The 25,813-nt window shown below is 46.6% G+C and carries 22 protein-coding genes and 1 tRNA gene; 5 read left to right on the top strand and 18 right to left on the bottom strand.

Translation table 11 applies throughout. The annotated features are described in order from the left end of the window. Positions 1-27 precede the first annotated feature (27 nt). From NQ546_RS11190 to tsaD, 10 genes are all read right to left on the bottom strand, one after another. Positions 28-1,023: an AAA family ATPase gene (locus NQ546_RS11190; RefSeq protein WP_004291045.1), complete on the bottom strand. Its 996-nt coding sequence runs from the start codon at positions 1,021-1,023 to the stop codon at positions 28-30. 191 nt (positions 1,024-1,214) lie between these two features. Then, entirely contained in the window at positions 1,215-2,408 is a 1,194-nt protein-coding gene (locus NQ546_RS11185) for an HU family DNA-binding protein (protein ID WP_004291046.1), read from the bottom strand. Between the two features lie 24 nt (positions 2,409-2,432). Continuing rightward, the gene (locus NQ546_RS11180; RefSeq protein ID WP_004295014.1) at positions 2,433-2,705 is read right to left on the bottom strand and encodes an HU family DNA-binding protein; all 273 of its coding nucleotides are present in this window, start codon (positions 2,703-2,705) and stop codon (positions 2,433-2,435) included. A gap of 80 nt (positions 2,706-2,785) precedes the next feature. Further along, entirely contained in the window at positions 2,786-4,084 is a 1,299-nt protein-coding gene (rimO, locus tag NQ546_RS11175; protein ID WP_004291049.1) for a 30S ribosomal protein S12 methylthiotransferase RimO, read from the bottom strand. After that, complete coding sequence (gene ftsY / locus NQ546_RS11170) at positions 4,081-5,040, bottom strand: signal recognition particle-docking protein FtsY (protein ID WP_004291050.1); 960 nt, start codon at positions 5,038-5,040, stop codon at positions 4,081-4,083. The genes rimO and ftsY overlap by 4 nt, the downstream gene beginning before the upstream one ends. Before the next feature lie 160 nt (positions 5,041-5,200). Beyond that, on the bottom strand, positions 5,201-5,359 hold the full coding sequence (locus NQ546_RS11165) for a DUF4295 domain-containing protein (protein ID WP_004291051.1): 159 nt from the start codon (positions 5,357-5,359) through the stop codon (positions 5,201-5,203). Positions 5,360-5,373: 14 nt separating this feature from the next. After that, the gene (gene rpmG / locus NQ546_RS11160) at positions 5,374-5,562 is read right to left on the bottom strand and encodes a 50S ribosomal protein L33 (RefSeq protein WP_002560155.1); all 189 of its coding nucleotides are present in this window, start codon (positions 5,560-5,562) and stop codon (positions 5,374-5,376) included. 22 nt (positions 5,563-5,584) lie between these two features. After that, positions 5,585-5,845, bottom strand: coding sequence for a 50S ribosomal protein L28 (gene rpmB, locus NQ546_RS11155; RefSeq protein ID WP_004291052.1), 261 nt, complete (start codon positions 5,843-5,845; stop codon positions 5,585-5,587). A 121-nt stretch (positions 5,846-5,966) separates the two neighbouring features. Beyond that, positions 5,967-6,434, bottom strand: coding sequence for a CinA family protein (locus tag NQ546_RS11150; protein ID WP_004291053.1), 468 nt, complete (start codon positions 6,432-6,434; stop codon positions 5,967-5,969). Positions 6,435-6,462: 28 nt separating this feature from the next. Continuing rightward, a complete protein-coding gene (gene tsaD, locus NQ546_RS11145; RefSeq protein WP_004291054.1) occupies positions 6,463-7,482 on the bottom strand; it encodes a tRNA (adenosine(37)-N6)-threonylcarbamoyltransferase complex transferase subunit TsaD in 1,020 nt (339 codons plus the stop codon). Between the two features lie 203 nt (positions 7,483-7,685). On the opposite strand from tsaD, the gene NQ546_RS11140 reads away from it, so the two are divergent. Next, positions 7,686-12,176, top strand: a complete 4,491-nt coding sequence (locus tag NQ546_RS11140; RefSeq protein ID WP_039953283.1) for a translocation/assembly module TamB domain-containing protein — start codon at positions 7,686-7,688, stop codon at positions 12,174-12,176. Between the two features lie 322 nt (positions 12,177-12,498). Here the strand turns inward: NQ546_RS11140 and proS are convergent, their stop codons facing one another. Both proS and NQ546_RS11130 read right to left on the bottom strand, forming a co-directional pair. After that, positions 12,499-13,992 (bottom strand): proline--tRNA ligase, encoded by a 1,494-nt coding sequence (proS, locus tag NQ546_RS11135; RefSeq protein WP_004291057.1) that lies wholly within the window; start codon positions 13,990-13,992, stop codon positions 12,499-12,501. 409 nt (positions 13,993-14,401) lie between these two features. After that, positions 14,402-14,474: transfer RNA gene (locus tag NQ546_RS11130), tRNA-Gly, on the bottom strand. Positions 14,475-14,621: 147 nt separating this feature from the next. Between NQ546_RS11130 and cobU the strand changes: the two genes are divergently transcribed. Genes cobU through cobC form a run of 4 tightly spaced genes read left to right on the top strand, consistent with a single transcriptional unit; the run spans position 14,622 to position 17,641 of the window. Continuing rightward, positions 14,622-15,152 carry a bifunctional adenosylcobinamide kinase/adenosylcobinamide-phosphate guanylyltransferase gene (gene cobU, locus NQ546_RS11125; protein ID WP_004291059.1) on the top strand — a complete coding sequence of 177 codons (531 nt, stop codon included), beginning with the start codon at positions 14,622-14,624 and terminating at the stop codon, positions 15,150-15,152. A gap of 38 nt (positions 15,153-15,190) precedes the next feature. Continuing rightward, positions 15,191-16,228: a nicotinate-nucleotide--dimethylbenzimidazole phosphoribosyltransferase gene (gene cobT / locus NQ546_RS11120; protein WP_004291060.1), complete on the top strand. Its 1,038-nt coding sequence runs from the start codon at positions 15,191-15,193 to the stop codon at positions 16,226-16,228. Between the two features lie 60 nt (positions 16,229-16,288). Then, positions 16,289-17,092: an adenosylcobinamide-GDP ribazoletransferase gene (gene cobS / locus NQ546_RS11115; RefSeq protein ID WP_004291061.1), complete on the top strand. Its 804-nt coding sequence runs from the start codon at positions 16,289-16,291 to the stop codon at positions 17,090-17,092. A gap of 18 nt (positions 17,093-17,110) precedes the next feature. Beyond that, the gene (gene cobC, locus NQ546_RS11110; RefSeq protein ID WP_004291062.1) at positions 17,111-17,641 is read left to right on the top strand and encodes an alpha-ribazole phosphatase; all 531 of its coding nucleotides are present in this window, start codon (positions 17,111-17,113) and stop codon (positions 17,639-17,641) included. Here the strand turns inward: cobC and cbiB are convergent. From cbiB to menD, 6 genes are read right to left on the bottom strand one after another with little or no spacing between them, the layout of a single operon-like run. Beyond that, positions 17,638-18,609, bottom strand: coding sequence for an adenosylcobinamide-phosphate synthase CbiB (gene cbiB, locus NQ546_RS11105; protein ID WP_004291063.1), 972 nt, complete (start codon positions 18,607-18,609; stop codon positions 17,638-17,640). The genes cobC and cbiB overlap by 4 nt on opposite strands. Positions 18,610-18,621: 12 nt before the next feature. Continuing rightward, positions 18,622-19,650: a threonine-phosphate decarboxylase gene (locus NQ546_RS11100; RefSeq protein WP_004291064.1), complete on the bottom strand. Its 1,029-nt coding sequence runs from the start codon at positions 19,648-19,650 to the stop codon at positions 18,622-18,624. Between the two features lie 12 nt (positions 19,651-19,662). After that, complete coding sequence (locus tag NQ546_RS17345) at positions 19,663-22,260, bottom strand: cobyric acid synthase (protein ID WP_004291065.1); 2,598 nt, start codon at positions 22,258-22,260, stop codon at positions 19,663-19,665. A gap of 8 nt (positions 22,261-22,268) precedes the next feature. After that, positions 22,269-23,303 (bottom strand): o-succinylbenzoate synthase, encoded by a 1,035-nt coding sequence (locus NQ546_RS11085; RefSeq protein ID WP_004291066.1) that lies wholly within the window; start codon positions 23,301-23,303, stop codon positions 22,269-22,271. Between the two features lie 8 nt (positions 23,304-23,311). Continuing rightward, positions 23,312-24,136 carry a 1,4-dihydroxy-2-naphthoyl-CoA synthase gene (menB, locus tag NQ546_RS11080; protein WP_004291067.1) on the bottom strand — a complete coding sequence of 275 codons (825 nt, stop codon included), beginning with the start codon at positions 24,134-24,136 and terminating at the stop codon, positions 23,312-23,314. A gap of 10 nt (positions 24,137-24,146) precedes the next feature. Continuing rightward, positions 24,147-25,808, bottom strand: a complete 1,662-nt coding sequence (gene menD, locus NQ546_RS11075; protein ID WP_004291068.1) for a 2-succinyl-5-enolpyruvyl-6-hydroxy-3-cyclohexene-1-carboxylic-acid synthase — start codon at positions 25,806-25,808, stop codon at positions 24,147-24,149. Positions 25,809-25,813: the final 5 nt, after the last annotated feature.

Genomic DNA, 25,813 nt, shown 5'->3' with positions numbered 1-25,813 from the left:
CTTACGGCTACGATATTTATTTACACATTAGGGCACTTCAACTTTATTCAAAATCTTGCTGACAATTTCGTCAGAAGTCATATTGCTTGCTTCTGCCTCATAAGTCAAGCCGATACGATGACGCAATACATCATGTGCCACAGCACGTACGTCTTCAGGAATAACGTAGCCACGACGCTTGATGAAAGCATAGCTACGAGCTGCCAACGCCAAATTGATGGAAGCACGAGGTGAGCCACCAAATCCAATCATATCCTTCAGTTCCTTCAGATCGTATTTCTCCGGATAGCGGGTTGCAAATACAATATCGACAATGTATTTCTCAATTTTCTCATCCAGATATACCTGACGCACAACTTTACGAGCTTCGATGATCTCATCAGCTTTCAAAATAGGCTTCACATTCAGCTTATCTCCGTTTATATTCTGACGTATAATCAATTTCTCCTCTTCCAGTTTCGGATAGTCGATGACAACTTTCAGCATAAAACGGTCCACCTGTGCTTCGGGCAGCGGATATGTACCTTCCTGCTCAATAGGGTTCTGGGTAGCAAGCACCAAGAATGGTTCGGGCAACTTGAAGGTCTCCTTGCCTATTGTAACCTGACGTTCCTGCATAGCTTCCAACAGGGCACTCTGGACTTTGGCCGGAGCACGATTTATTTCATCCGCCAATACGAAATTAGCAAATACCGGACCTCGCTTCACTTGGAAAGTCTCATCTTTCTGACTGTAAACCATTGTACCGATAACGTCGGCCGGCAACAAGTCCGGCGTAAACTGAATACGGCTGTACTGCGCGTCGATCAATGAAGCCAACGTTTTGATAGCTAATGTTTTTGCCAAACCCGGCACACCTTCCAGCAGCACATGTCCGTCGGACAACAGACCAATTAACAACGACTCTACCAGATGCTTTTGCCCTACAATAACCTGGTCCATGCCCGTAGTAAGATTGGTAACGAAAGCACTTTGTCTTTCAATCCGCTCATTCAGCTCGCGGATATCAATTGTTTCAGCCATAAATCAATGTATTTTTAATGTTTAATTTTCATTTTAGCCCGGTTGAAAGCCGGTAATTATCTTTTCGCTTCCAAAAGTACGGGAATAAATTAACCATAGCAACTAATTTTTATTAAAAAACTATGCGAAACCTTTAGATTAAACTACTTTCATAGAGTTTAGTATTTAGCAAAAAAAGAAGCAGTAATTTTTTACTGCTTCTTTTTTAATTTCGGGATCTTTATCGTTGTACCTGCGGGTACATTATTCGGATTCTTAATAACAGCCGGATTATGCTTTACAATATATGGATAAAGCACCTTAGTACCATAAAAACGGAGGGCTACTTTTGTTAAAGTTTCTCCCGATTTAATCGTATAGGTGGTTTCCGTTCCCACAATAGTATAACTGGTAGAATCGGGTATATACGCGGTTCCGGTTGTTTTTTGAGTTTGAGCAGTCGTTTTTTGCGTCTGAGATACCGACGTGGTATTAACCGGATCAGGTCGCCTGGCGACAACAGGTGCATCCGGTTTCTTTGTTACAGGTTCAGCAACCGGACTTCCGGATGCTGTATCTGTATCTGCTTCAGTGACAGTTACAGTATCTTTAACGGCAACACTATCTGCCAAGGCTGTATTATCTGCCGGTTTGTCAGTTCCGGCATCAACCACTTTCTCAACAGGAGGTTCTGATGACAGATTATCGAATAATTCCGGGGAATATAAATAAGCAATGGCTCCTGCACACAACAGCACTACAAACACTACAATTCCAATGAAATATTTCATTGTAGAAGATTCGGTTGACGCATCGGTTTTCATCACCTCCGCTTCCTCCGGGGTTTCTGTTTTTTCCTCCTCCGAAGTCATTGTTTCCTCCGAAGTCGCTGTTTCAAAAGTTGTTGCTGCTTCCGATATTGTTACTTCTTCCGATATTGCTGCTTCTTCCCGGTTTTCAATTTTTTCTTTCGGCGTCTCAATATCTTCCGATGTAGCAGCAGTTACTTCCTCTGTCTTTTGCCCGGCGTTTTCTTCATCCTCATTATCACTATTATCCACAGGGGTGTCTTCCAAGACTGTATTGTCATTGAGCACCACCGTTTCAAAATGCGAGAATGGCTTATTGATGAGGTCTTTCAGGGCAGGTTCGGGAGTAAATGAAACTTTAGTATGTCCCTGTATCTCAAAACGTTCCCCCGTATTGACATTGACACTTTCGCGGCTTTCCACATCAATCAGTTTAAAAGCCCCCAGCCCTTTTACCTTCACATACTTATCTTTTTCCAGCGCTTCCTCAATCAACTGGAAGAATTCCTTCACAAAACTATCAGCATTTTTCTTGCTCATGCCATGCTTTTCAGCCAGCAAATCAATTAAGTCCTGTATGTTTAGTTTCTCATTCATAATATGGAAGATTTAAAAGCAAGATTACTTAAACTTATCTTTTAACAACGTACTGGGTTTATAAGTCAACACCAACTTGGGTGGAACCAGCATGCGCTGCTTGGTTGTCGGATTCACAGATATACGTTCAGCTTTCTTCTTTACCTCGAATGTTCCAAAGCCTTGTATGGAAATCACATTCCCTTCTTCCAACTGCCGCGTCATGTCCGACAACAAGGATGTAACCAGCTCCGAGGTATCCTTTAAAGTGTACCCCAACCGTCGTGACAATTCAGAAGTAAATTCTTTGTTATTCAAAATCCAAGCTTTAAAATTGTGAACTACGGTGCTATATTAGCAAATCTTCCCCACATACACAAGGAGTTTGGGAAAAATATTTAAATAATCCGGCCAAAAAGGTCGAAATCATCGGAGTTTATTATCTCCACCTGGTAAAAGTTACCGATTTCCAACGACGCATCCCCACATTCAATCAGCACCTCAGGATCCACCTCAGGAGAATCGAATTCAGTGCGCCCAACATAATAATCACCTTCCCTACGGTCGATAATCACCTTCATCCGCTTACCCACTTTTCCCGCACTCAGTTCCGCAGAAATGCCTTGCTGAATAGACATCAGTTCATCCAATCGGGCCTGCTTCACCTCCGGAGGAACAGCATCTTCGTAATGGGCCGCAGCATACGTACCTTCTTCTTCGGAATATGCAAATGCCCCCATTCTATCGAAGCGAACCTTACGGACAAACTCTTTCAACTCCTCAAAATCAGCTTCCGTTTCTCCCGGATGTCCCACCATAAGCGTAGTGCGCAAATGAATTCCGGGCACTTCCTCACGAAATTTTTCTATCAGACGATAAGTTTCCTCCTTAGTTACATGGCGGCGCATCTTATCCAACATATTATCGCTGATATGTTGCAAAGCAATGTCCATATATTTACAAACATTAGAACGCTCACGCATAACCCGGAACAAGTCCATAGGGAAATGGGCAGGATAGGCATAATGCAGACGTATCCATTCCACGCCCGGAACATCCGAAATTCTTTCGATTAATTCGGGCAACATCTGCTTTTTGTACAAGTCCACTCCATAGTAAGTAAGTTCCTGAGCAATGACCTGAAACTCTTTGACCCCACGAGCCACAAGATACCTCACTTCATCCAAGATTTCTTCTATCGGACGCGATATGTGCCGCCCTGTAATAATGGGAATGGCACAGTACGAACACTTACGGTCGCATCCTTCCGATATTTTCAGATAAGCATAATGCTTGGGAGTAGTCAACGTACGCTCTATATGAAGCTCCTCATGATATGCCTTACCCAAATCCTGCAACAGTTCCTTCCAGTTAAACTTACCGTAAAACTTATCAACCTGGGGGATTTCAATAGCCAGTTCTTTCAGATAGCGTTCCGAAAGGCAACCCATGACATAGAGTTTCTCCAAATTTCCTTCTTCTTTTGCCTGTGCAAATTCAAGAATCATGTTAATGGACTCTTCCTTTGCATCACCTATAAAGCCACAGGTGTTAATCACAGCAATCTGACCTTTCGGACGCTCGGCATCATGCGTCACACAAAAACCTGCTTCCTCTAATTGGCGCATCAAATGCTCTGAATCCACCAAATTTTTAGAACAACCTAATGTTATGATATCAATGGTTTTCCGTTTCATGCATTTCCCCCAAACAATGAATCTACAAATTCTTTCTTACGGAACACTTGCAAGTCTTCCATACCCTCTCCTAACCCTATGTACTTCACAGGAATCTTGAATTGATCGGAAATACCTATTACAACACCGCCTTTAGCCGTTCCGTCCAACTTAGTCACAGCCATTGCCGTAACTTCCGTTGCCAGCGTGAATTGTTTGGCCTGCTCAAAAGCATTCTGTCCGGTAGAGCCATCCAAAACAAGCAACACCTCATTAGGAGCATCCGGCACAACCTTCTTCATCACATTCTTAATCTTAGTCAGCTCATTCATCAAGCCCACTTTATTATGCAGACGCCCGGCTGTATCAATAATCACTACGTCAGCATTATTGGCTACTGCCGAACTCAGAGTATCAAATGCTACGGAGGCGGGATCCGAACCCATTTTCTGCTTTACAACAGGAACTCCTACACGTTCCCCCCATATCACCAACTGCTCTACCGCTGCCGCACGAAAAGTATCGGCCGCTCCCAGATAAACAGATTTACCGGCTTTCTTAAACTGATAAGCCAGCTTACCTATGGTAGTGGTTTTTCCCACGCCATTCACTCCAACCACCATAATGACGTAAGGTTTCTTCGTAATCGGAGTTTCAAAATCATCTACATCATCTGAATTATTTTCCGTCAGCAAAGCAGCGATTTCATCGCGCAAAATCATATTCAGTTCTTGCGCATTCATATATTTTTCATCGGCGGCGCGCTTCTCGATACGTTCAATAATTTTCAACGTTGTCTCTACACCCACATCCGAAGTTATCAGCACCTCTTCCAGATTATCCAGCACTTCATCGTCTACTTTCGACTTTCCTGCCACTGCGCGGGCTATCTTGCCGAATACACTTTCTTTTGTCTTAGATAATCCTTTATCTAACGTTTCCTTCTTTTCCTTAGAGAAAAAACTAAAAAATCCCATAGTCTACACTTTTGTATAATACATTATGCTACAAAGATATAACAAAACTGACAAATAATAAAAGTTGAAGCGATTTAATAACAAAAAAATCCTCTCACCGGATACTTCCAATGAGAGGAGCTTTATAAGTAATCAGCGCTTCGCAGCAACTGTATTCATCTTATTTTTTGAAAAAGTCTTGTACTTTTTCGTTAGGAACCATTTGTTCATCAAAAGAATAAGCACCTGTTTTCGGAGACTTAACCATCTTGATAACCTTCGTATAAGCACGACCTTCTTTAGAACCATCGTGCAAACTTGCTACTGTTTTCTTTGCCATGGGTTATACTATTATTATTTGATTTCTTTGTGTACTGTTACTCTCTTCAGAATCGGGTTGTATTTCTTCAACTCCAGTCTCTCGGTAGTATTTTTTCTGTTCTTCGTCGTAATATAACGAGAAGTTCCCGGCATACCGCTATCCTTGTGTTCTGTACATTCCAGAATCACCTGCACTCTGTTACCTTTTGCTTTCTTTGCCATAATCAGTATTCTCCTCTACTTTTTAGCCAATTACTTTAATGCTTTTCCAATCACAATAGCCCTTAGCTACTGCATCCTTCAAAGCAGCATCCAGACCTTTTTTATTAATAATGCGCAAACCGTTAGCGCAAATACTCAGACTGATCCAGCAGTCTTGTTCTACATAATAGAATTTCTTGTTAAACAAGTTCAAATCAAAGGTTCTTTTTGTTCTTCTCTTTGAGTGTGAAACATTGTTGCCAATCATGGCTTTCTTTCCGGTAATTTGACAAATCTTCGACATTTCTATCTTTATTTTATAGTTTTTATCTATACTTATTTCAAACAGAGCGCAAAGTAAGCACTTTTATCGTTACAAAACAAGTTTTTCCTAAAATAATTCATTGTACGAGAACATTTTTTGCTCATTTCAGTTTGCCGCAAAGCATCGACAACGCATTTTGAATAGCACACTGTACATTTCCTGCCCTTCCGCAATCTCCCTCCTGCTTCATTGTCACAATTTCATTTTTATAAGCAGCTGCTATCCAGATTGTACCCACCGGTTTTTCCTGTGTTCCACCACCGGGACCTGCAATGCCCGAAGTGGCAACCGCACAGTCCGTTTTCAGCGTTTTCATCGCACCTTTCACCATTTCAACAACAGTCTCCCGGCTCACCGCACCATGTCTGGCCAGTGTTTCGGCAGAAACATGAAGCAGATCTTGCTTTATTTCATTAGAATATGCCACAATCCCTCCATTGAAGTACTCCGAGCTTCCCGGAACCGAAGTTATCAAGGCGGCAATTCCGCCACCGGTACAACTTTCAGCGGTGGAAAGGGACAGACTCTTCGCTTTCAACAGTTCTCCTATTTCTTCTTCCAGCTTCATACCTTATTATATAGGGAATATATTCTTCTTACAAGGTGACACGCGAATAAGCGGGTGCTTCTATCGGACAAAAGTCCTTATCCAGATATTTGAAGTAGCCGGTAATGGCGATCATTGCAGCATTATCCGTTGTATAACTGAACTTAGGAATGAATATGTTCCAACCGTATTTTGCCGCATGTTCGCGGAAAGAGTTGCGCAAACCGTTATTTGCCGATACACCGCCGGCAACAGCCACTTCTTTTATATTATACTGCTTTGCCGCCTTACGCAATTTATCCATTAATATATCGACAATGGTAGCCTCCAATGAAGCTGCCAAATCCGTCTTATGATGCTCGATGAAATCGGGATCGTCCTTTATCCAGTCTCTCAAGGAATACAAGAATGAGGTTTTCAAGCCGCTGAAGCTATAATCCAATCCCGGAATATGCGGTTTGCTGAAAGTAAATGCCTTCGGATTGCCCTGACGTGCCAATTTATCAATAATCGGGCCTCCGGGATAGCCCAGTCCCATTACCTTTGAACATTTGTCAATAGCTTCACCGGCAGCATCGTCAATGGTCTGTCCCAGGATTTCCATATCGTTATAGGCTTTCACCAAAATAATCTGAGAATTTCCGCCAGAAACCAGCAGGCAAAGAAAAGGAAATTCAGGCTGAACATTGTCTTCACCTTCCGCTTTAATGAAATGTGCTAACACATGTCCTGTCAGATGATTAACATCCACCATAGGAATACCCAACGAGCGAGCGAACCCTTTGGCAAACGATACACCTACCAGTAAAGACCCCATTAGTCCCGGACCGCGTGTAAATGCCACAGCGCTCAATTCTTCTTTTGTGACTCCGGCGCGTTTCAAAGCCTCGTGCACCACCGGCACTATGTTCTGTTGATGTGCACGTGAAGCCAATTCGGGAACAACTCCACCATAAGCTTCGTGAACTGCCTGGCTGGCTACAACATTCGATAGCAGGTAGCCGTCCTTGATGACTGCTGCAGAAGTGTCATCACATGAAGATTCTATTCCTAAGATTATTGTACTCATAGTGTTTATTTACGTTTAAACGCTGCAAAAGTAGTGATAAAAGTAGTATCCATAACGTATTATTTCATATTTTTGTTGGCCGAACAAAAAATTAACCGCCTATCAGAACGCTGAAAACGACAGTACGCTGGATAATCGGTATAGTGCTGGGGCTCTATATCGGGATAATTTTATTGCTGAACATCCCTTATGTCCAGCATCAGATGTCTGTACTCGTAGCTAAGGAGCTAAGTTCCGTATTGGGCAGCCGGCTTACTATCGGGCGGATCAATATAGGGTTGCTGAACCGGATTATTATCGATGACCTTATGCTGAACGACCAGTCGGGAAAAGAGCTGCTTAAAGTAGGGCGTCTGTCCGCCAAGTTCGAGATACTCCCCTTATTCAACGGAAGAATATCTATCGGAAACGTACAATTATTCAGTTTCAACGCTAATCTGGAAAAGCCCACTCCTCAGGCGACAAGCAATTTCCAGTTCGTACTCGATGCGTTCGCTTCCAAAGACACTGTCAAGAAGAAAAGCAATCTGGATCTTCGCATCAACTCCCTGCTGATACGTCGCGGGCGGGTATCTTACGATGTCCTATCCGCCGAAAGAACTCCGGGAAAGTTCAATCCGCAGCACATCCGCCTGTCCAACATTCTCGCCAACATCTCCTTAAAAGCTCTTCAGAGCGATTCGATCAATGCCGCCATTAAGCGAATGAGTGTTGAAGAAGACCACTCCGGCTTTGAACTAAAGAAATTAAGTCTTAAGATAGTGGCCAATAACAAGAAGATGTGGATAGAGAATTTTGCCATTGACCTGCCCAACACCTCCCTGGCAATGGACACTATCCGTATGGAATATGACAGTTTGGGAGCTTTCGGCAATTTCGCCAATGATGTCCGCTTCTCTTTCCACATGTTGCCTTCGGCGGTTGCATTGCAGGATTTATCTGCATTTGTACCAGCCTTCAAACCTTTCAGGGAGACGCTGCAACTGGAAATGAAAGCCGACGGAACAGTCAACCAGCTTAATTGCCCCAAATTGCAGATTTCCGCCGATAACCATTTCCTGTTGAAAGGCGATGTATCCTTGCAGGACTTGTCACACCCTCAGGATGCCTACATATTCGGCAACTTGTCCAATTTATACGCCGATCCGGAAGGCATCACATTTTTTGTCCGCAACCTGAGCAAAGACTATAAGGGAGTACCTCCGGTATTGCAACATTTAGGTACGGTATCGTTCCGGGGAGAAATATCCGGATACTTCACAGATCTGGTCACCTATGGTGAAGTGCGTACGGATATAGGCACTGTCAAGACAGACCTCAAGTTCGGTTCGGACAAAGAAAAAGGTTATTTTTCCTATTCCGGTGCAGTAAAGACCGCAGAGTTCGAACTGGGCAAGCTGCTGAATAACGACAAATTCGGGAAAGTAACCTTCAACATGGACCTCAAAGGAAATCATTACGAAAAAAAGTATCCTTCCATTACCATGAAGGGACTGGTTGCTTCCATAGATTACAGCGATTACACCTATGAAAACATCACGCTGGACGGAGAATACAAACAAGGCGGATTCAACGGAAACGTGACATTGGATGATGAAAACGGCGCGATACAGCTGAACGGCGCAATCAACACAGCCGGCAAGACACCCACATTCAATTTCCACGCCGCCGTCAGCCATTTCCGTCCGAACACCCTTCACCTCACCCCCAAATATAAGGACACAGAATTATCTGTCAAGATAAAAGCCGACTTCACCGGCAGCTCCATCAACGATATGAATGGAGAAATCAACATTGACAGCCTGCAATATACTGCTCCGGACCAGAATTTCTTTATGGACAACCTGCGGATTGCCGCCACCCAAAACGATGAACATCAGAAACGGCTGACTATAAACTCCAACTTCCTGCGGGGTACGATCGAGGGTGATTACTCGTACCAGACCCTCCCCGCCAGCGTACTGAACATCATGCGGCGCTACATCCCCGCCTTGATATTACCCGACAAGCGTCCCCGGGAAACAGCCAATAATTTCTACTTCGACCTGCACATCTACAATACGGAGATATTGTCTACCGTATTCCAGATACCGTTGAAAGTATATACCCACTCCACACTGAAAGGCTACTTCAACGACAAATTGCAACGATTGCGTGTGGAAGGTTATTTCCCGCGGCTGAGCTATAAAGAAAAGTTCTTTGAGTCGGGCGTTCTTCTCTGTGAAAATCCGGGCGAACAGTTTCAGGCAAAGGTACGCTTCACTAACCGGAAGCCCAACGGCGCGGTCAATGTAGCGCTGGAAGCCCAAGCCAAAGACGACCGTATACAGGCTGTTTTCAACTGGGGAAACAGTAGTGCGGTGACTTATAGCGGCAAACTGGCGGCCGTTACGCAATTCATCCGCGAATCGGTTCGGGAGACAGACGGCGGCAAACAACACCTAAGATCCGCCCATAAAGGCAGGAAAGACATTCCCGCCTTGAAAACAATCGTCAATGTTCAGGAGACAGACGTAATCCTCAACGACACCATCTGGAAGATACACCCTTCGCAGATCGTGGTCGATTCGGGAAAGATACATGTCAACAACTTCTATTTCAGCCACAAAGAGCGTCATCTGCGCATCAACGGAACCGTTTCCGAACAGCCTCAGGACACCGTACGCCTGAATCTGAAAGAGATTAATATAGGGTACGTATTCGATATAGCCGACTTAGGTGTCAACTTCAAAGGCGAAGCCACAGGCCCGGCGTATGCCAGCGGCGTACTTAAAAAGCCGGTAATGAGCACCGACTTATTCATACATAACCTCGGCCTGAACGAAGGCCTGCTGGGTGATGCCAACATACATGGCGAATGGCATCACGATGTGAAAGGCATCTATCTGGATGCCCGCATCCGCGAGAAAGACATTGCCAAGAGCCACGTGTACGGCTACATCTATCCCATAAAGCCTACCAGCTCACTCGACCTGCAAATTGAAGCCGACAGCACCAACCTGAAATTCATCCATCATTACATGCAGAGCATCACTCCCGAATTCAACGGGCGTGCCAGCGGCCATGTCCATTTCTACGGCAAATTCAAAGCGCTGACCATGGAAGGGCGTGTATTCGGCGACGCTTCCATTAAAGTGGATGTGCTCAACACCACCTTCTCCCTGAAAGACAGCATACTCATCGAGCCCGGCGGGCTGACCTTCCGCAACAACCGCATCTTCGACACGCAAGGGCATCAGGGAAGAGCCAACGGTTACCTGCACTACCAGCACTTCAAGAACCTGGAATACCGCTTCCAGTTCGACGTCAACAACATGCTGGTAATGAACACCAAGGAATCTCCCGACTTCCCCTTCTACGGCACAGTCTACGGCACAGGCAACGCCACCATTGCCGGCAATGCGGCAGAGGGCGTCAACATAGACGTAGCGATGACCACCAACCGCAACACCAACTTCACCTATATGAAAGAAGGTATTGCTTCGGCCGTCAGCAACCAGTTCATACAGTTTGTGGACAAGACGCCGCGCCGCATACTGCAAGACTCCGTCATGCTGGCATCGGAATACGAGCTGGCCCAGAAAGAAGTTCTGGAGAAAGAAAGCGATACCGACATCCGGCTGAACCTCCTGATAGATGCCACCCCGGATGCCACCATGAAAATCATCATGGATCCCGTTGCCGGCGACTACATCAGCGGAAAAGGTACGGGAAACATCCGCACCGAATTCTACAATAAAGGAGACGTGAAAATGTTTGGCAGCTACCGCATCAGTCAGGGAGTTTATAAATTCAGCTTGCAGGAAGTTATCCGCAAGGACTTCATCATCAAAGACGGCAGCACCATCACCTTCAACGGCCTGCCGCTGGATGCCACCCTCGACATCCAGGCAAGTTACCTTGTGAACTCCGCTTCGCTGAACGACCTTGTTCCTGATGCCAGCAACTACGTCAACCAAACCAGCATCAAGGTGAACTGCCTCATGGCACTGACCGGGCAACTCACTTCACCGGACATTAAAATGAGTCTGGAACTACCCAATGAACGTGATGAAGTGCAAGCACTGGTGCGCAACTACATCCCAACGGACGAACAGATGAACCTGCAAATACTCTATCTGCTGGGTATCGGCAAATTCTATACCCCGGAGAATGTGGACGCCACCGGCAACTCCAATATGATGTCGAGTGTGCTGTCCTCCACCCTTTCCGGACAACTGAACAATGCTCTCTCACAGATCATCGACAGCAACAACTGGAACTTCGGCACAAATTTCAGTACCGGAGAAAAAGGCTGGACCGATATGGAGTTCGAGACGATGCTCTCCGGACAACTGCTGAACAACCGACTGCTCATCAACGGCAACTTCGGCTACCGCGACAACCCGATGGCCAACACCAATTTCGTGGGCGACTTCCAAGCCGAATGGCTTGTGAACCGCTCCGGCGACATACGCCTGAAAGCGTATAACGAAACAAACGACCGGTATTATACCAAGACCAACCTCACCACCCAAGGGATAGGCATCATCTTCAAAAAGGATTTCAATAAATGGAATGAGCTGCTCTTCTGGAACAAATGGAAACTGAAAAGGCTGAAGAAGCAACCGGCTGAAAAGAGCATGGCTACGGACAGCATTTCACCCAAGATGTCCCGCCCGGAAGTGCAATCCAAGCGGGAAAGACAGCAATAATTTCTCTTCGCCGTACTGTATTGTTTATCAACAGTGTATATGTACCAATAAATACCACCGTCTGGTACTGCTTGTACCAATAAGTGGTAGGACTTGTACCAACCATTGGTACGGACAATACCACTGTGAGGTACGAGCCGTACCAACGGTTGGTACAGACCAAAAGTAAAAGAACGGAGTTGAACTATCCCCAAAGAATAAAAAAAGGAGGGCTTTGTCAAAAACAGATAGTGGAATCTCATTTTGACAAAGCCCTCAGTATTATGCTTACCTCACAGGATGAAAGCCATATTCATCCCGCAGAAATAAAAACACCTTATTATTAATAAGAACGTGCAAATATCACGCGGCAAGCAGACGGTTTGCCGGTCACCATACACTTGCCCGGCTCTTTGTCGCCCGGCACGAAAGACTCAAACGGAATACAGCGGATAGTGGCTTTGGTTTCTTCCTTAATCTTCTCTTCCGTTTCGGTGGTTCCGTCCCAGTGAGCCAGAATAAAGCCGCCTTCTTCAATCTTTTCTTTGAATTCGTCGTAGCTGTCTACCGTAGTGATGCGATTGTTGCGATAGTCCAACGCTTTCTTATAGATATTTGCCTGAATCTCTTCGAGCAGGTCTTTCACGTATTCTTCGATGCCGTCGCAAGAACGGGTTTCTTTTTCCAGCGTATCGCGGCGCATTACTTCCATTGTGTTGTTCTCCAAGTCACGACCACCCATAACCAGACGAACGGGAACACCTTTCACCTCATAGTCGGCAAATTTGAAGCCCGGACGCTTGTTGTCGGCATTGTCGTACTTCACAGAGATACCCATGGACTTCAGTTTGGCCACGATGCCGGCCACCTTCTCGTCAATCTTGGCAAGCATCTCGGCATTCTTATAGATAGGCACGATAACCACCTGTATCGGAGCCAAGTGTGGCGGAAGCACCAGACCGTTGTCATCGGAATGTGTCATGATAAGCGCACCCATCAGGCGGGTAGATACTCCCCATGAAGTAGCCCATACGTATTCCAATTTATTTTCTTTGTTTACGAACTGCACATCGAAGGCTTTGGCAAAGTTCTGTCCCAAGAAGTGTGAAGTACCGCTTTGCAAAGCCTTGCCGTCCTGCATCATCGCTTCAATTGTATAGGTGTTGAGGGCGCCGGCAAAACGTTCGTTGGCCGATTTCACACCTTTAACAACGGGCACTGCCATGTACTTTTCAGCGAACTCACCATATACGTTCAGCATCCGTACAGCTTCCTCTTCGGCTTCCTCGCGGGTGGCGTGGGCTGTATGGCCTTCCTGCCACAAGAACTCGGCGGTACGCAGGAACAGGCGGGTACGCATCTCCCAGCGGAATACGTTTGCCCATTGGTTACACAGGATAGGCAGGTCCCGGTAAGAGTTTATCCAATTCTTATAGGTGTTCCAAATGATAGTTTCCGAAGTGGGACGAATGATGAGTTCCTCTTCCAGCTTTGCAGCAGGGTCTACCACTACACCGCCACCGTTCGGATCGTTCTTCAAACGATAGTGTGTCACTACGGCGCACTCTTTGGCAAAGCCTTCTACGTGCTCCGCTTCGCGGCTGAGGAATGATTTCGGGATGAGCAAAGGGAAATAAGCATTTACATGCCCTGTCTCCTTGAACATATCGTCCAGCTGACGCTGCATCTTCTCCCAGATAGCGTATCCGTAAGGCTTGATTACCATACATCCACGCACAGCCGACTGTTCTGCCAAATCGGCCTTTACCACCAACTCGTTGTACCACTGAGAATAATTCTCACTACGTTTGGTAAGGTCTTTCAATTCTACTGCCATTTTATTTTGTTTTTAAAGTTTTCTATTCGGGTTCATATTAAACGGAGTGCAAAAGTACAAATTTCTGTGCGAAAAGCGTTTATTATATAAACACTATTTTTTGCAGACTTTATGGACACAGGCTTTTTCCTCTTGAAGAGCTGTCTTAATCAACCGCTTACGACAAGCATACAGGCGCCCTAAATAGATGTTAACTTATTACATCCTAATAAGTTAACATCGTGCCGCTACGAAGTTAACATCGTACGGTTATTATATTAACTTCCTAAAACATCAACACATGCCAATACATTATATATAACTACAAAGCATCAACACATGCCAATATTATGAAACTGAAGAGTGCAGCCTACCCCTAAAACAAAAGTCAGATAGCAATCTTACGATAACTATCTGACTTTCCATTAAGAGCGGCAAGCGAGGTTCGAACTCGTGACCCTCAGCTTGGGAAGCTGATGCTCTACCAACTGAGCTATTGCCGCAGGTTCTGTTTCCTTTGTTCTGAAAACATCGGCAAAGGTAATGAAATCTTTTAAAAAAGAAAAAATGAAACCACTAAAAAATGTTCTGTTCTTGCCACTACCGTAGAATTCATGTACATTTGTTTCCTGTAAACCTCAAGAAAATCAATGAAACGAATTATACTTATCACCGGTGGGTCCCGTTCAGGCAAAAGCACTTATGCCGAAAAGCTGGCTCTAAGTCTCTCTTCCACCCCTGTCTATCTTGCTACGGCACGCATATGGGACGAAGAGTTTCGCAAACGGGTGATACATCATCAGGCAAGACGTGGCCCTGAGTGGACCAACATAGAAGAAGAAAAAGAGTTGAGCCGCCATGCACTGTCCGGGCGCACCATCCTGATAGACTGCATTACGCTGTGGTGTACCAACTTCTTCTTCGACCTTAAAGCCGATACTGACCAAGCCCTTACCGCCGCCAAAGAAGAATTCGACCGCTTTACCTCACAAGATGCCACGTTCATTTTTGTCACCAATGAAATAGGCATGGGAGGTACGTCCGAAAACGAGATACAGCGGAAGTTTACGGACATGCAAGGCTGGATGAACCAATACATCGCTTCGCAGGCAGACGAAGTCATTCTAATGGTGTCAGGCATACCTGTAAAAATAAAAGAAGATAAGAGATTAAAGGAATAAAGAATTAAAGAACAAATATTGAATATTGAAAGAATACGATGAAAACATTTCATATCTCCCGTCCGAACGAAGCCATTCGCCCGGCATTGATTGACAAAATCAACAACCTGACCAAGCCGAAAGGCTCTTTAGGCACTTTGGAAAGTCTTGCATTGCAAATAGGCCTCATCCAGCAAACTCTGACTCCTACCCTGCAACATCCGCAAAACATCATCTTTGCCGCCGATCATGGCATCGTAGAAGAAGGGGTCAGCCTATCGCCCAAAGAAATCACCTGGCAGCAAATCAGCAACTTCCTCCATGGGGGTGCGGGCGTTAATTTCCTGTGCCGTCAACATGGATTTACGCTAAAGATAGTGGATGCCGGAGTGGATTATGACCTGCCTTACGAAAAAGGCATCATCAATATGAAAGTGCGTAAAGGCACACGCAGCTACCTGCATGAAGCAGCAATGACCGAAGAGGAAATGGAGCTTTGCCTTGAACGGGGCGCGGAAGTAGTGCGCCGTTGCCACGAAGAAGGCAGCAATATACTGAGTTTCGGAGAAATGGGCATAGGAAACACTTCCTCTTCTTCCATGTGGATGACTTGCTTCACAGACATCCCGTTGAAAGAGTGCGTGGGCGCAGGAAGCGGTTTGGACAATGCAGGTATCCGCCACAAATATGAAATCTTGAAACAAGCGCTGGACAACTACCGGGGAGACGGTTCACCGCGCGACATCATCCGCCACTTCGGCGGACTGGAAATGGTTATGGCAATAGGAGCCATGTTGCAGGCCGCCGAACTGAAAATGATTATCCTGGTAGACGGGTTCATCATGACAAATTGCATCCTTGCCGCCGGCAAGTTACATCCAGAAGTGCTGGACTATGCCATCTTTGGACATTGCGGAGATGAATCCGGACATAAACTTCTACTTGAAAAACTAAACGCTAACCCTCTATTACACTTAGGACTAAGGCTTGGAGAAGGTACAGGCGCAATATGTGCATACCCGATTGTTGTCTCGGCAGTCCGCATGATTAACGAAATGGACAACTTCGCACATGCTGCCATCACTAAATATTTTTGAGATGAGAGCGCCGTATATCATGCAAACAAACATTGACAGTATGAATTAACACAGATTTTCATGAACAACATATTAGCTTCATTCATCTTCTTCACACGACTGCCTTTCTGGAAAATAAAGGAAGTACCCGCCGAATGCTTCAAGCACGTAGTCCCCTACTGGCCTTTGACGGGCTGGCTGACGGGCGGTCTCATGGCAGGTGCGCTATGGCTGTCCGGACAGATATTGCCCGTATCCATTGCCTGGATTATAGCTGTTATTGTCCGCCTGCTTGTCACAGGCTGCCTGCACGAAGACGGGCTGGCAGACTTTCTGGACGGGTTCGGCGGTGGCACTACACGTGAGCGTACGCTTGCCATTATGAAAGACTCCCACATAGGAAGCTATGGAGTTATCGGATTAATATTCTATTTCCTGCTGCTGTTGCAGATGCGCAATCTTCCCCTGAATTTCCTATGCATCCTCATCTTTTGCGGCGATTGTTGGTCTAAGTTCTGCGCGTCCCAACTCATCAACTATCTGCCCTATGCCCGGAAAGAAGAGGATAGCAAAGCCAAAGTCGTCTATAACCGCATGAGCCGAAAAGAACTGATATCGGCCTTCGTCTGCGGATTGATTCCGTTTGTCCTGCTCCTGCCGATAAGAATGTGGCCCGCCACCCTCTTTCCGCTGCTCACGTTCGCATTGCTATGCCGCCTTATGAAACGCCGCCTGCAAGGATATACGGGAGATTGTTGCGGAGCCGCTTTCCTGCTTTGCGAATTATCATTCTATATAGGCAGTCTCATAATGGTTTATATCTACGCCGGTTATGGCATTGATTTTCTTACGAAATACGTCTCTGTTCCCTTTTATTTTCATTAAACATTTAATCTGAAAGTTATGGAAGTCATACTTATTCGCCACACCTCTGTTGATGTCCCGCCCGGTGTATGCTACGGGCAAACGGATGTTCCCTTGAAACCGACATTTGAACAGGAAGCCGCCATTACCCAAGAGAACCTGAAAAACTATCTTCCTTTCGACCACGTATATACCAGCCCACTCACACGCTGCGTACGTCTCGCCAGCTATTGCGGCTATCCGGATGCGGAACGGGACAAACGGATTATGGAGATTAATTTCGGAAGTTGGGAGATGAAACCTTTTGACCTCAACGACGACCCGCGCCTGCAAGAATGGTATAACGACTATTTGAATGTAGTAGCTACCGGCGGAGAGTCATTCGCCATGCAATACCAACGTGTCAGCCGCTTCCTCGATGAACTGAAAGCAAAACCCTATCAGCGGGTAGCTATCTTTGCCCATGGCGGCGTCCTGATCTGTGCGCAAATATACGCCGGTGTCATCAAACCGGAAGAAGCATTTGATGCGCTGACGCCTTATGGCGGCATCATAAGGATCACACTTTAGAGGGAGACAGGACTGAACATACAAGTGGCGGTCACAACAACTATGATTATCATTAGCCACTCCACACAGCGGTTGATGCGTATGGCAACTTTCATATCCCCGGTGGTCAAAGGCCGTTCATTGTCACCTATATAAGGTTTCCACACCTCTTCTCCAAAATAGTTGTGAGGTCCTCCGAAGCGGCAGTTCAATATTCCTGCCAGTGCCGCTTCCGGATACCCGGAATTGGGGCTTGCATGTCGGCTGCCATATTTCCCTACAAAAAACAACAACGAAAACCTGCCCGAAGCAACTACCATGAGGAAAGCCGTCAGGCGGGCGGGAATATAGTTGGCCGCATCGTCCAAATGGGCAGCAAAACATCCGAAACGACGGTAACGCTCATTCTTATACCCTATCATAGAGTCAAGTGTGTTTACCATTTTATAAGCAAACATTCCCGGAACACCCAGCAGTGCGTACCAAAAAAGCGGAGCAATAACGCCGTCGCTCAAATTCTCTGCCAGCGTCTCCAACGCAGCCGTACGAACTTCCTGAGCAGAAAGTCCGGAGGTGTCGCGTCCCACAATGCGGGCCACCTGCTTCCTTCCCTCTTCCAATGAACGGTCTACTGCTTTAAACACCTCACAGACTTCGCGCACCAGCGTAGTACCTGCCAGACAATAGAAAATCAGCAACACCTGCAAAGTCAGAAGCAAACCGGGAGAATAAGATGCAGCCCAACGCAGTAAGAGCAGCGCAGACAGATAGGCCCCCGCAACAAGCAGCAATGACATGGCAGCCCCTTTCAGAAAACGGACATTCCCTTTGTTCAAACGATGTTCACAGAAAGAAATGGCCTTACCAAAAGCTACCACAGGATGCGGCAACCAAGCAGGATCTCCCAACCAGTGATCGAGCAACCATGCTGTAAGCAACGGCAGATTCAGATTGAAAGCAATGCCTAAAATAATGATTATATCTTCCATAAGAATGTTTCTTTAAATCACAAACTCTGTTATTGCAGCCACCAGCCTGTTATTCTCTTCAGGTGTCTGTGCAGCTATGCGGAAGAATTGTTCGTTCAGGCCAACAAAATTGGAAGCATCCCGGATAAGTATGCCATGCTCTTCGGCAAGAAACTTTTTCAAGGCAGACACCTTGCCCACGCGAAGCCGCACCAGCATAAAGTGCGTCTGCGTATCCCAAACATCCAGCCCGCCTATGGCTTTGAGCGCTTTGCACAGATGCGCCGTTTCCTGTAAATAAGCAGCTATATCCAATGGGGCAGGCACATCATTCTCCATTAAGAAAAGTCCCGCTTCAATGGCAAGCCGGTTTACCGACCATGGCATACGGTTGGTACGCAACCGTTTCAGCAAACCGGAATTACCGGTCACATATCCAAGCCGCAAGCCGGGAATCGCATACCTTTTCGTCATGGAGTGTAACAACAGTACATTCGGATACTCCGCCGCCTCTGCCGACGAAAAAAGCGGGCACAACGTGAAATATTCGTAAGACTGGTCTATAACAAAGCAAACCTGCGGATTATGTTCAACCAATCCACACATATATTCTTTATCAACCACTGTTCCCGTAGGATTATTGGGATTGCAAAGCCATAACATCCGCACATCGTCCGGCAAGCGATACCCGTCCTGCTCCTTGGGCAACTGATAGAGCGAACTCACCCGGTGTCCATGCATGTGGCAAGCATCCGCATACTCGCTGAAAGTGGGTTGTAAAATGGCCGTATTCGTACCCCGGAAAGTCTGTGCAATGAGATATATAGCCTCCGTTGCACCATTTGTCACACAAACAGTGCCGGACGGCAGATGATGGCGGGAAGCTATGCAGGCTTCCAGCGTATAGGGCTCTGGTTCAGGATAACTGCCTATCTCCCCAATACATTCACACAGGTGGGCTTGCAGCCGGGAAAGGTCCACTCTGCCATAAACGTTGGAACTGAAATTAGCCGTTATCGGGCAGTTGAATTTGTAGAAATCGTCTCCATGACCGTCAATCATATCCCATCAGATTTAAATGTTATCCGTCAGTATCTTGTAGATAAGCGGCATATCGACATGTTGTCTCACATGCTCGGCAAGCTTATCATACTGTTCTTCCTTAAATTGTTGATAGTTGAATGCTTCTGCCGTTTCCGACAATTTACCGGCAAACGGTTTAAGCAGAAAGTCTATGAATTCCGGATTGTCGAGAATACCATGAATGTAAGTTCCCATACACGTACTGTCTACAATATATCCGTCGCACAGCCCGTCTTCCAGCATATTCAACGGAGAAGCAGAAGTTCCCTCAATGGGTACGGTACTGCCCATGTGTATCTCATAACCGGACATAGAAAGTTTTAACGTCCCATCTTCAGTTGCCCGTTCTCCGTTTTCAAACAATTGGAATTTCACTTGCCTTGTCACTTTCTCTCCCGTCATCCTTGTGCTTACAGGCAACAACCCAAGACCGGGCAAACGTTCTATATCCCCCTCCACATGGTCAGGGTCAAATACCTCTTGCCCCATCAACTGATAGCCGCCACAAATGCCCAAGACGGCAGCCCCTTCACGATGAGCACGAACAACAGCTTGCGCCACCCCATTGCGGCGGAGCTCATACAGATCGGCAAGCGTGCTTTTGCTGCCGGGCAGAATAATTATATCCGCTTTCGCCAGTTCCTCGGTATTGTTGGTATAAAAAAGATGTACGCGAGGGTCACGTTCCAACACGTTGAAATCCGTAAAGTTACTGAGATGACGCAAAAGCACCACCGCAATGTTCACTTTCCCCTGCTCTGCCTGCAAAGATTTTGTGGCAAGGGCAAGAGAATCTTCTTCCTCAATATATATATCCTTATAATAAGGAACAACCCCTACCACCGGTATGCCGCAAAGCTCTTCCAGCATCTTAACACCGGATTCGAAAAGACGTATGTCTCCCCTGAACTTATTGATAAGAATACCTTTGACGTGCTTGCGTTCTTCGGGCGTAAGCAACATTACCGAACCATACACACTGGCAAAGACTCCGCCACGATCAATATCCGCCACCAGAATAACATCGGCTCCGGCGTACATTGCCATAGGGAGGTTCACGAGATCGACCTCCCGCAGATTGATTTCGGAAATACTTCCCGCACCCTCCAATACAACGGGATTATATTTTTTCGAAAGACGGTCATAGGCCGCGCACACTTCCCGGCGCAATTCCTCTCGTCCTTCCTTATGGAAATAGCCGTACGCACTGCGGTTGCCGATAGGACGACCATTCAAGACCACCTGCGAGGTACAGTCCGACTGCGGTTTCAGCAGTAACGGATTCATGTCTGTGTGGCAGGGAACCCCCGCTGCTTCCGCTTGTACAGCTTGAGCCCGCCCTATCTCCAATCCTTCGGGAGTAGCGTATGAATTAAGGGCCATATTCTGCGCCTTGAAAGGTGCCGGCCGGTATCCGTCTTGTTTGAATATACGGCAAAAAGCGGCAGATATAATGCTTTTACCGACGTCACTGCCGGTTCCGGCAAACATCAGTGGATGAAGTCTGTTCATTTGTTGAGCTAAAATGCGACACCCGGTACGGTCAATCTTGCCGTTCTCCGTTTGCGGTATCAATTCTGTTATAAAGATATGTTTAGGACGATAATATGTTTCCAGCACCGCCTGCAACTTATTCTCCAGTTCTTTTATATCCGGCTTCCCTGCTATCAGTAAAGTAAGCGCTTGTCCCAAACAGGGGTCGGGAACTGCTGTAACGGCAAATGGCACAGGAATAAACGGTTGCAGTCTGTTTTCCATTTCTTCTGCCTGTATCTTGATCCCGCCGCTGTTGATGACATTATCTTTCCGTCCGGCAATGGTAAAGCCTCCATCCGAACAGAGACAGGCAATATCATTAGTCTGCAAAACATCATCACAAATCAGGGGAGCTTTAACGATCAGCGTATTCTCGGCGGACAAAGACAGTTCGACCGAAGGAAAGGGATAATAACATTTGGAAGCAGCCTCTCCGTTCAGGCGGCGCAACGCAATATGCGACAATGTTTCTGTCATGCCGTACGTAGAGTAGGCCGCTATCGGAATCGTCTTTAATTCCGCTTCCAAGCTGTCATCCACCGCCCCGCCACCGATAATCAGAATATCTGTATGCTCCAGCCGCTTCCTCTCGGCAGGAACACGAATCGTATTATAAACCTGCAAAGGAACCATCGCCGCAAATTTCAGAGGTACTTCGACATCGGAAAGAGGATGACCGGAAGCAGGACGCACAACCAGATTCAGTCCTGCCACCAAAGAGCGCACCACCATCATCATTGCCCCAATATAACGGAGATTCATACACAACAAAGCAGTATCCCCCGCTTGCAGATTCAAAAATTCACAAGTGAGGCGTGCGCTTTGCATCATCCGGTCCTTGCGCACAACCAACTCTTTCGGGACGCCTGTGGAACCCGAAGTATGTACGGTAATAATCGGAGAAGCATCAAACCACTCATTCAGGAAAAGATACAAATCCCACAAGGCAGGCGGGCAATTACCCGCCCCTTCCGCCACAAGCCGGGATATATCTTCGGGAGCATACTCTTTTCCCTCTAACAGCAGGCGTTGTTGTTGTCGGTCAAATATCATTGAATACTTTAAATATCATCATTACAGAACCATAAACAATCTTTTCTCACCTCAAGAGGCATCTCCACATTGTCTGTGAAAAGCTGCCCGGTTCCCAGTCCCTGAGGCAGCGGATTGTCGAATGTAGCACACCATTGGGCAATTGCATTCAAACCGATATTAGATTCCAAAGCGGAAGTAATCCACCAGCCGATATGCCGTTTTTCCGCTTCGGCAATCCACTCATTCCCCCCGCATATTCCTCCATGAAGAGAGGGCTTGAGAACAATATACTGCGGATTGACCGCCGAAAGCAATTTCCGCTTTCCTTCCGGAGTATTGCAACCTATCAGCTCTTCGTCCAAAGCTATCGGCAACGGAGAGTCGGAAGCAAGGCGCGCCATTTCTTCCCACTGTCCTGCACGTATAGGCTGCTCAATAGAGTGCAAATCCAACTCGGACAAACGTTTCAGTTTCTCCATCACATCAACCGGAGAGAAAGCGCCGTTGGCATCCACACGCAACTCTATTTCCTTAGAAGAAAAATGCGCACGTATATGGCGAAGCAAAGCCAGCTCTTCATCAAAGTTGATAGCGCCTATTTTCAGTTTGATGCAACGAAAACCGGCTGCCATTTTTTCTTCTATCCGGGTAAGCATCCTGTCAAAGTCTCCCATCCAGATAAGCCCGTTTATCGGAACCCCTGCCTTTCCGCGCGAAAAAGCCGTATCATAGAGCGCCCAGCTTCCAATCCGGAAATGCCGTACAGCCGTCTCCAACCCAAACAAAATGGAAGGGTAATTGCGTAAAGACTCCACATCCAAATCTCCCCCGCAGTCCTCCAACCGGCGACAAGCCTTGACAAGTATATCCTCGTAATCGGGAAGATCATCACAACTCAATGCAGGCAGAGGAGCGCACTCTCCTATTCCTGTCCTGCCCGGATAGTCGGGAGAAGTCAGATGAAGATACCACACTTTCCGGGTTGTATACACTCCGCGGGAAGTTCCCGCCGGTTGCTTAAAGTGCAGCAACCGGGGAATAATATCTATCTCACAATTCATTACAATAATCAGGGAAATTTGGGATATTGTTTGAAATTCGGCTTACGTTTTTCCAAAAACGCGTTCTTTCCCTCCTGCGCTTCATCCGTCAGATAATAAAGCAATGTCGCATCGCCTGCCAGTTCCTGAATACCGGACTGTCCGTCCAGCTCCGCATTCAGTCCGGCTTTAATCATGCGCAAAGCCAGCGGACTGAGCTGCATCATCTCTTCCGCCCATTGCACATATTCGTCTTCCAGTTGCTCCAAAGGCACTACTTTATTAACCAGCCCCATTTCCAAAGCTTCCTGTGCGTTATACTTGCGGCAAAGGAACCAGATTTCACGCGCTTTCTTCTGCCCTACCACACGCGCCAGATAAGATGCACCGAAACCGGCATCAAAACTGCCTACACGAGGACCTGTCTGACCGAAAACAGCATTCTCGGAAGCGATAGACAAGTCGCACACCACGTGAAGCACATGCCCGCCACCGATAGCAAAACCGTTTACAGCGGCAATTACAGGTTTCGGGATACTGCGGATCTGTTTCTGCACATCCAATACACTCAAACGGGGTACGCCGTCTTTACCGATATATCCGCCGCGCCCTTTTACATTCTGATCACCTCCCGAACAGAAAGCCTTGTCTCCGGCTCCGGTGATGACAATCACGTCAATATCCGCTTCCTCACGACAAATGCGCAATGCATCACTCATTTCGGCAGTTGTAGTCGGAGTGAATGCGTTACGGTAGCGTTCGCGATTGATGGTAATACGGGCAATTCCGTTATAATAATCAAAAAGAATATCTTCATATTCCCTGATGGTAGTCCACTCTCTTTGTGTCAGCATAATTTATATTCTATTTTAATTGGTGATAATAATTCTTCAACATCCGGATATCTTCATCCTTATCGGTAAATACTTCCAGCAAAATGGGCCGTTCCACCGTTTCCGGACAAGTGAAAGTTTGCATGGTCTCCGCCAGTTGCCCGTCATTCTCCGCACGCAGGTAAAGGAATCCCCGTTCTTCCGCCCAGCCTTTGGCTGAGGTTTTATGAACCGCTGTAATAAACTTATGCGAAGCCTCCGACATTTCAAGCCCCGGCAATGTATGGAAAATTTCTCCGCCACCATTGTTCAATAAAAGGATGCGCAGATTAGAACCGACATTGACATTCCACAACGCATTCATATCATAGAAGAAACTCAAGTCTCCGATAGCTGCAAAATTCAGTTTATCGGAAGTTGCCGCATAACCGACGGCTGTGGATAGCGAACCTTCTATGCCACTGGTTCCCCGGTTGCAACATACCTCAATGGTGGGAGAAATGGCATACAATTGAGCATAGCGCACCACCGAGCTGTTGGCCAGATGCAAAACAGACTTTTCCGGCAAAGACTTTATCAATGCACCCACTGCCGCCATTTCCGAATATGCGAACTCCGGTTCGGGAACAGCCTTGCAATAGTCCTCCCAAATGCGGGGATATTCGGGAGTGTGATTTTCCAGCAGGCCTGCTATCTTTTCCAGGAACTCAAACGGGTCCATCTCTATTACCGTAGTCAATGAGCAGTAAAGATCAGTCACCTCTCCATCCGGTGATACATGCCAATGCTCTTTGGGCGGATGCTGGCGAAGGAATTTCTTTAATCGTTTGGACACGATGTGTCCCCCGTAAGTAATCAGCAGGTCGGGAGCCATCCGGTTCATTTGCTCTTCGGGCATGGCATAGAGCGCCGTATCAAAATTCTTCACAGGGATACCCGGAACAGTCTGATTGCCGATATGCTCCGTCAGCCAGGCAAAATGCTTATACAGCAGTTTGGTATATCGTTTTTCAAACAGATAAATAAGATTCATTTGCCCTACCACGATCATCCGCTTTCTGTATTTGTTCATGCGGTCGATGAGGTCATTATAATCGCGGTCGTAGATGTTCAAGCCTTGATAGCGGGTGATGACGCGCACTCCCGGCAATGCAGCCGTTGTGAAACCGAATAGCGGTTCGGAAACAGGTACATTGATATGCACCGGTCCTTTCCCATGATGATTGGTTTCCAACAGGGCCTCATTTATCAGGCGGTTGCAGAACCATTCATCCTCGTCCGTATGAATTTCGGGAAGATTGACGGACTTCTTGACCAATGTCCGGAACACATCCGGCTGTGGAAGTGTCTGTCCGTCCATTTGTCCGATCCAGGCTGCGGGGCGGTCGGCGGAAATAACTATCAAAGGCACTTTTTGATAAAAAGCCTCTGCCACAGCCGGATGAAGATTTAATAAGGCGGTGCCCGAAGTGCAACAAACCGCAACAGGTTTACCGCTATTCAAAGCCAGTCCAAGGGCAAAATAACCGGCACTCCGCTCATCTGTCATTGCATAACAAGTAAAAGCCGGATGATTGGACAAAGTGTGCGCGATAGGGACATTGCGACTACCGGGACACAACACAACCTTAGTAATTCCGTACGCTTCGAGAAGCGCCGCCAGTTGGAGGATATTCTTTTTGTCTGTATACATGGTGG

Origin of the sequence: Bacteroides eggerthii (assembly GCF_025146565.1) — a bacterium.
Classification (GTDB): Bacteria; Bacteroidota; Bacteroidia; order Bacteroidales; family Bacteroidaceae; genus Bacteroides; species Bacteroides eggerthii.
Note: the sequence above shows the minus strand (reverse complement) of the source record. Positions and strands in the feature narration are given on the sequence as shown.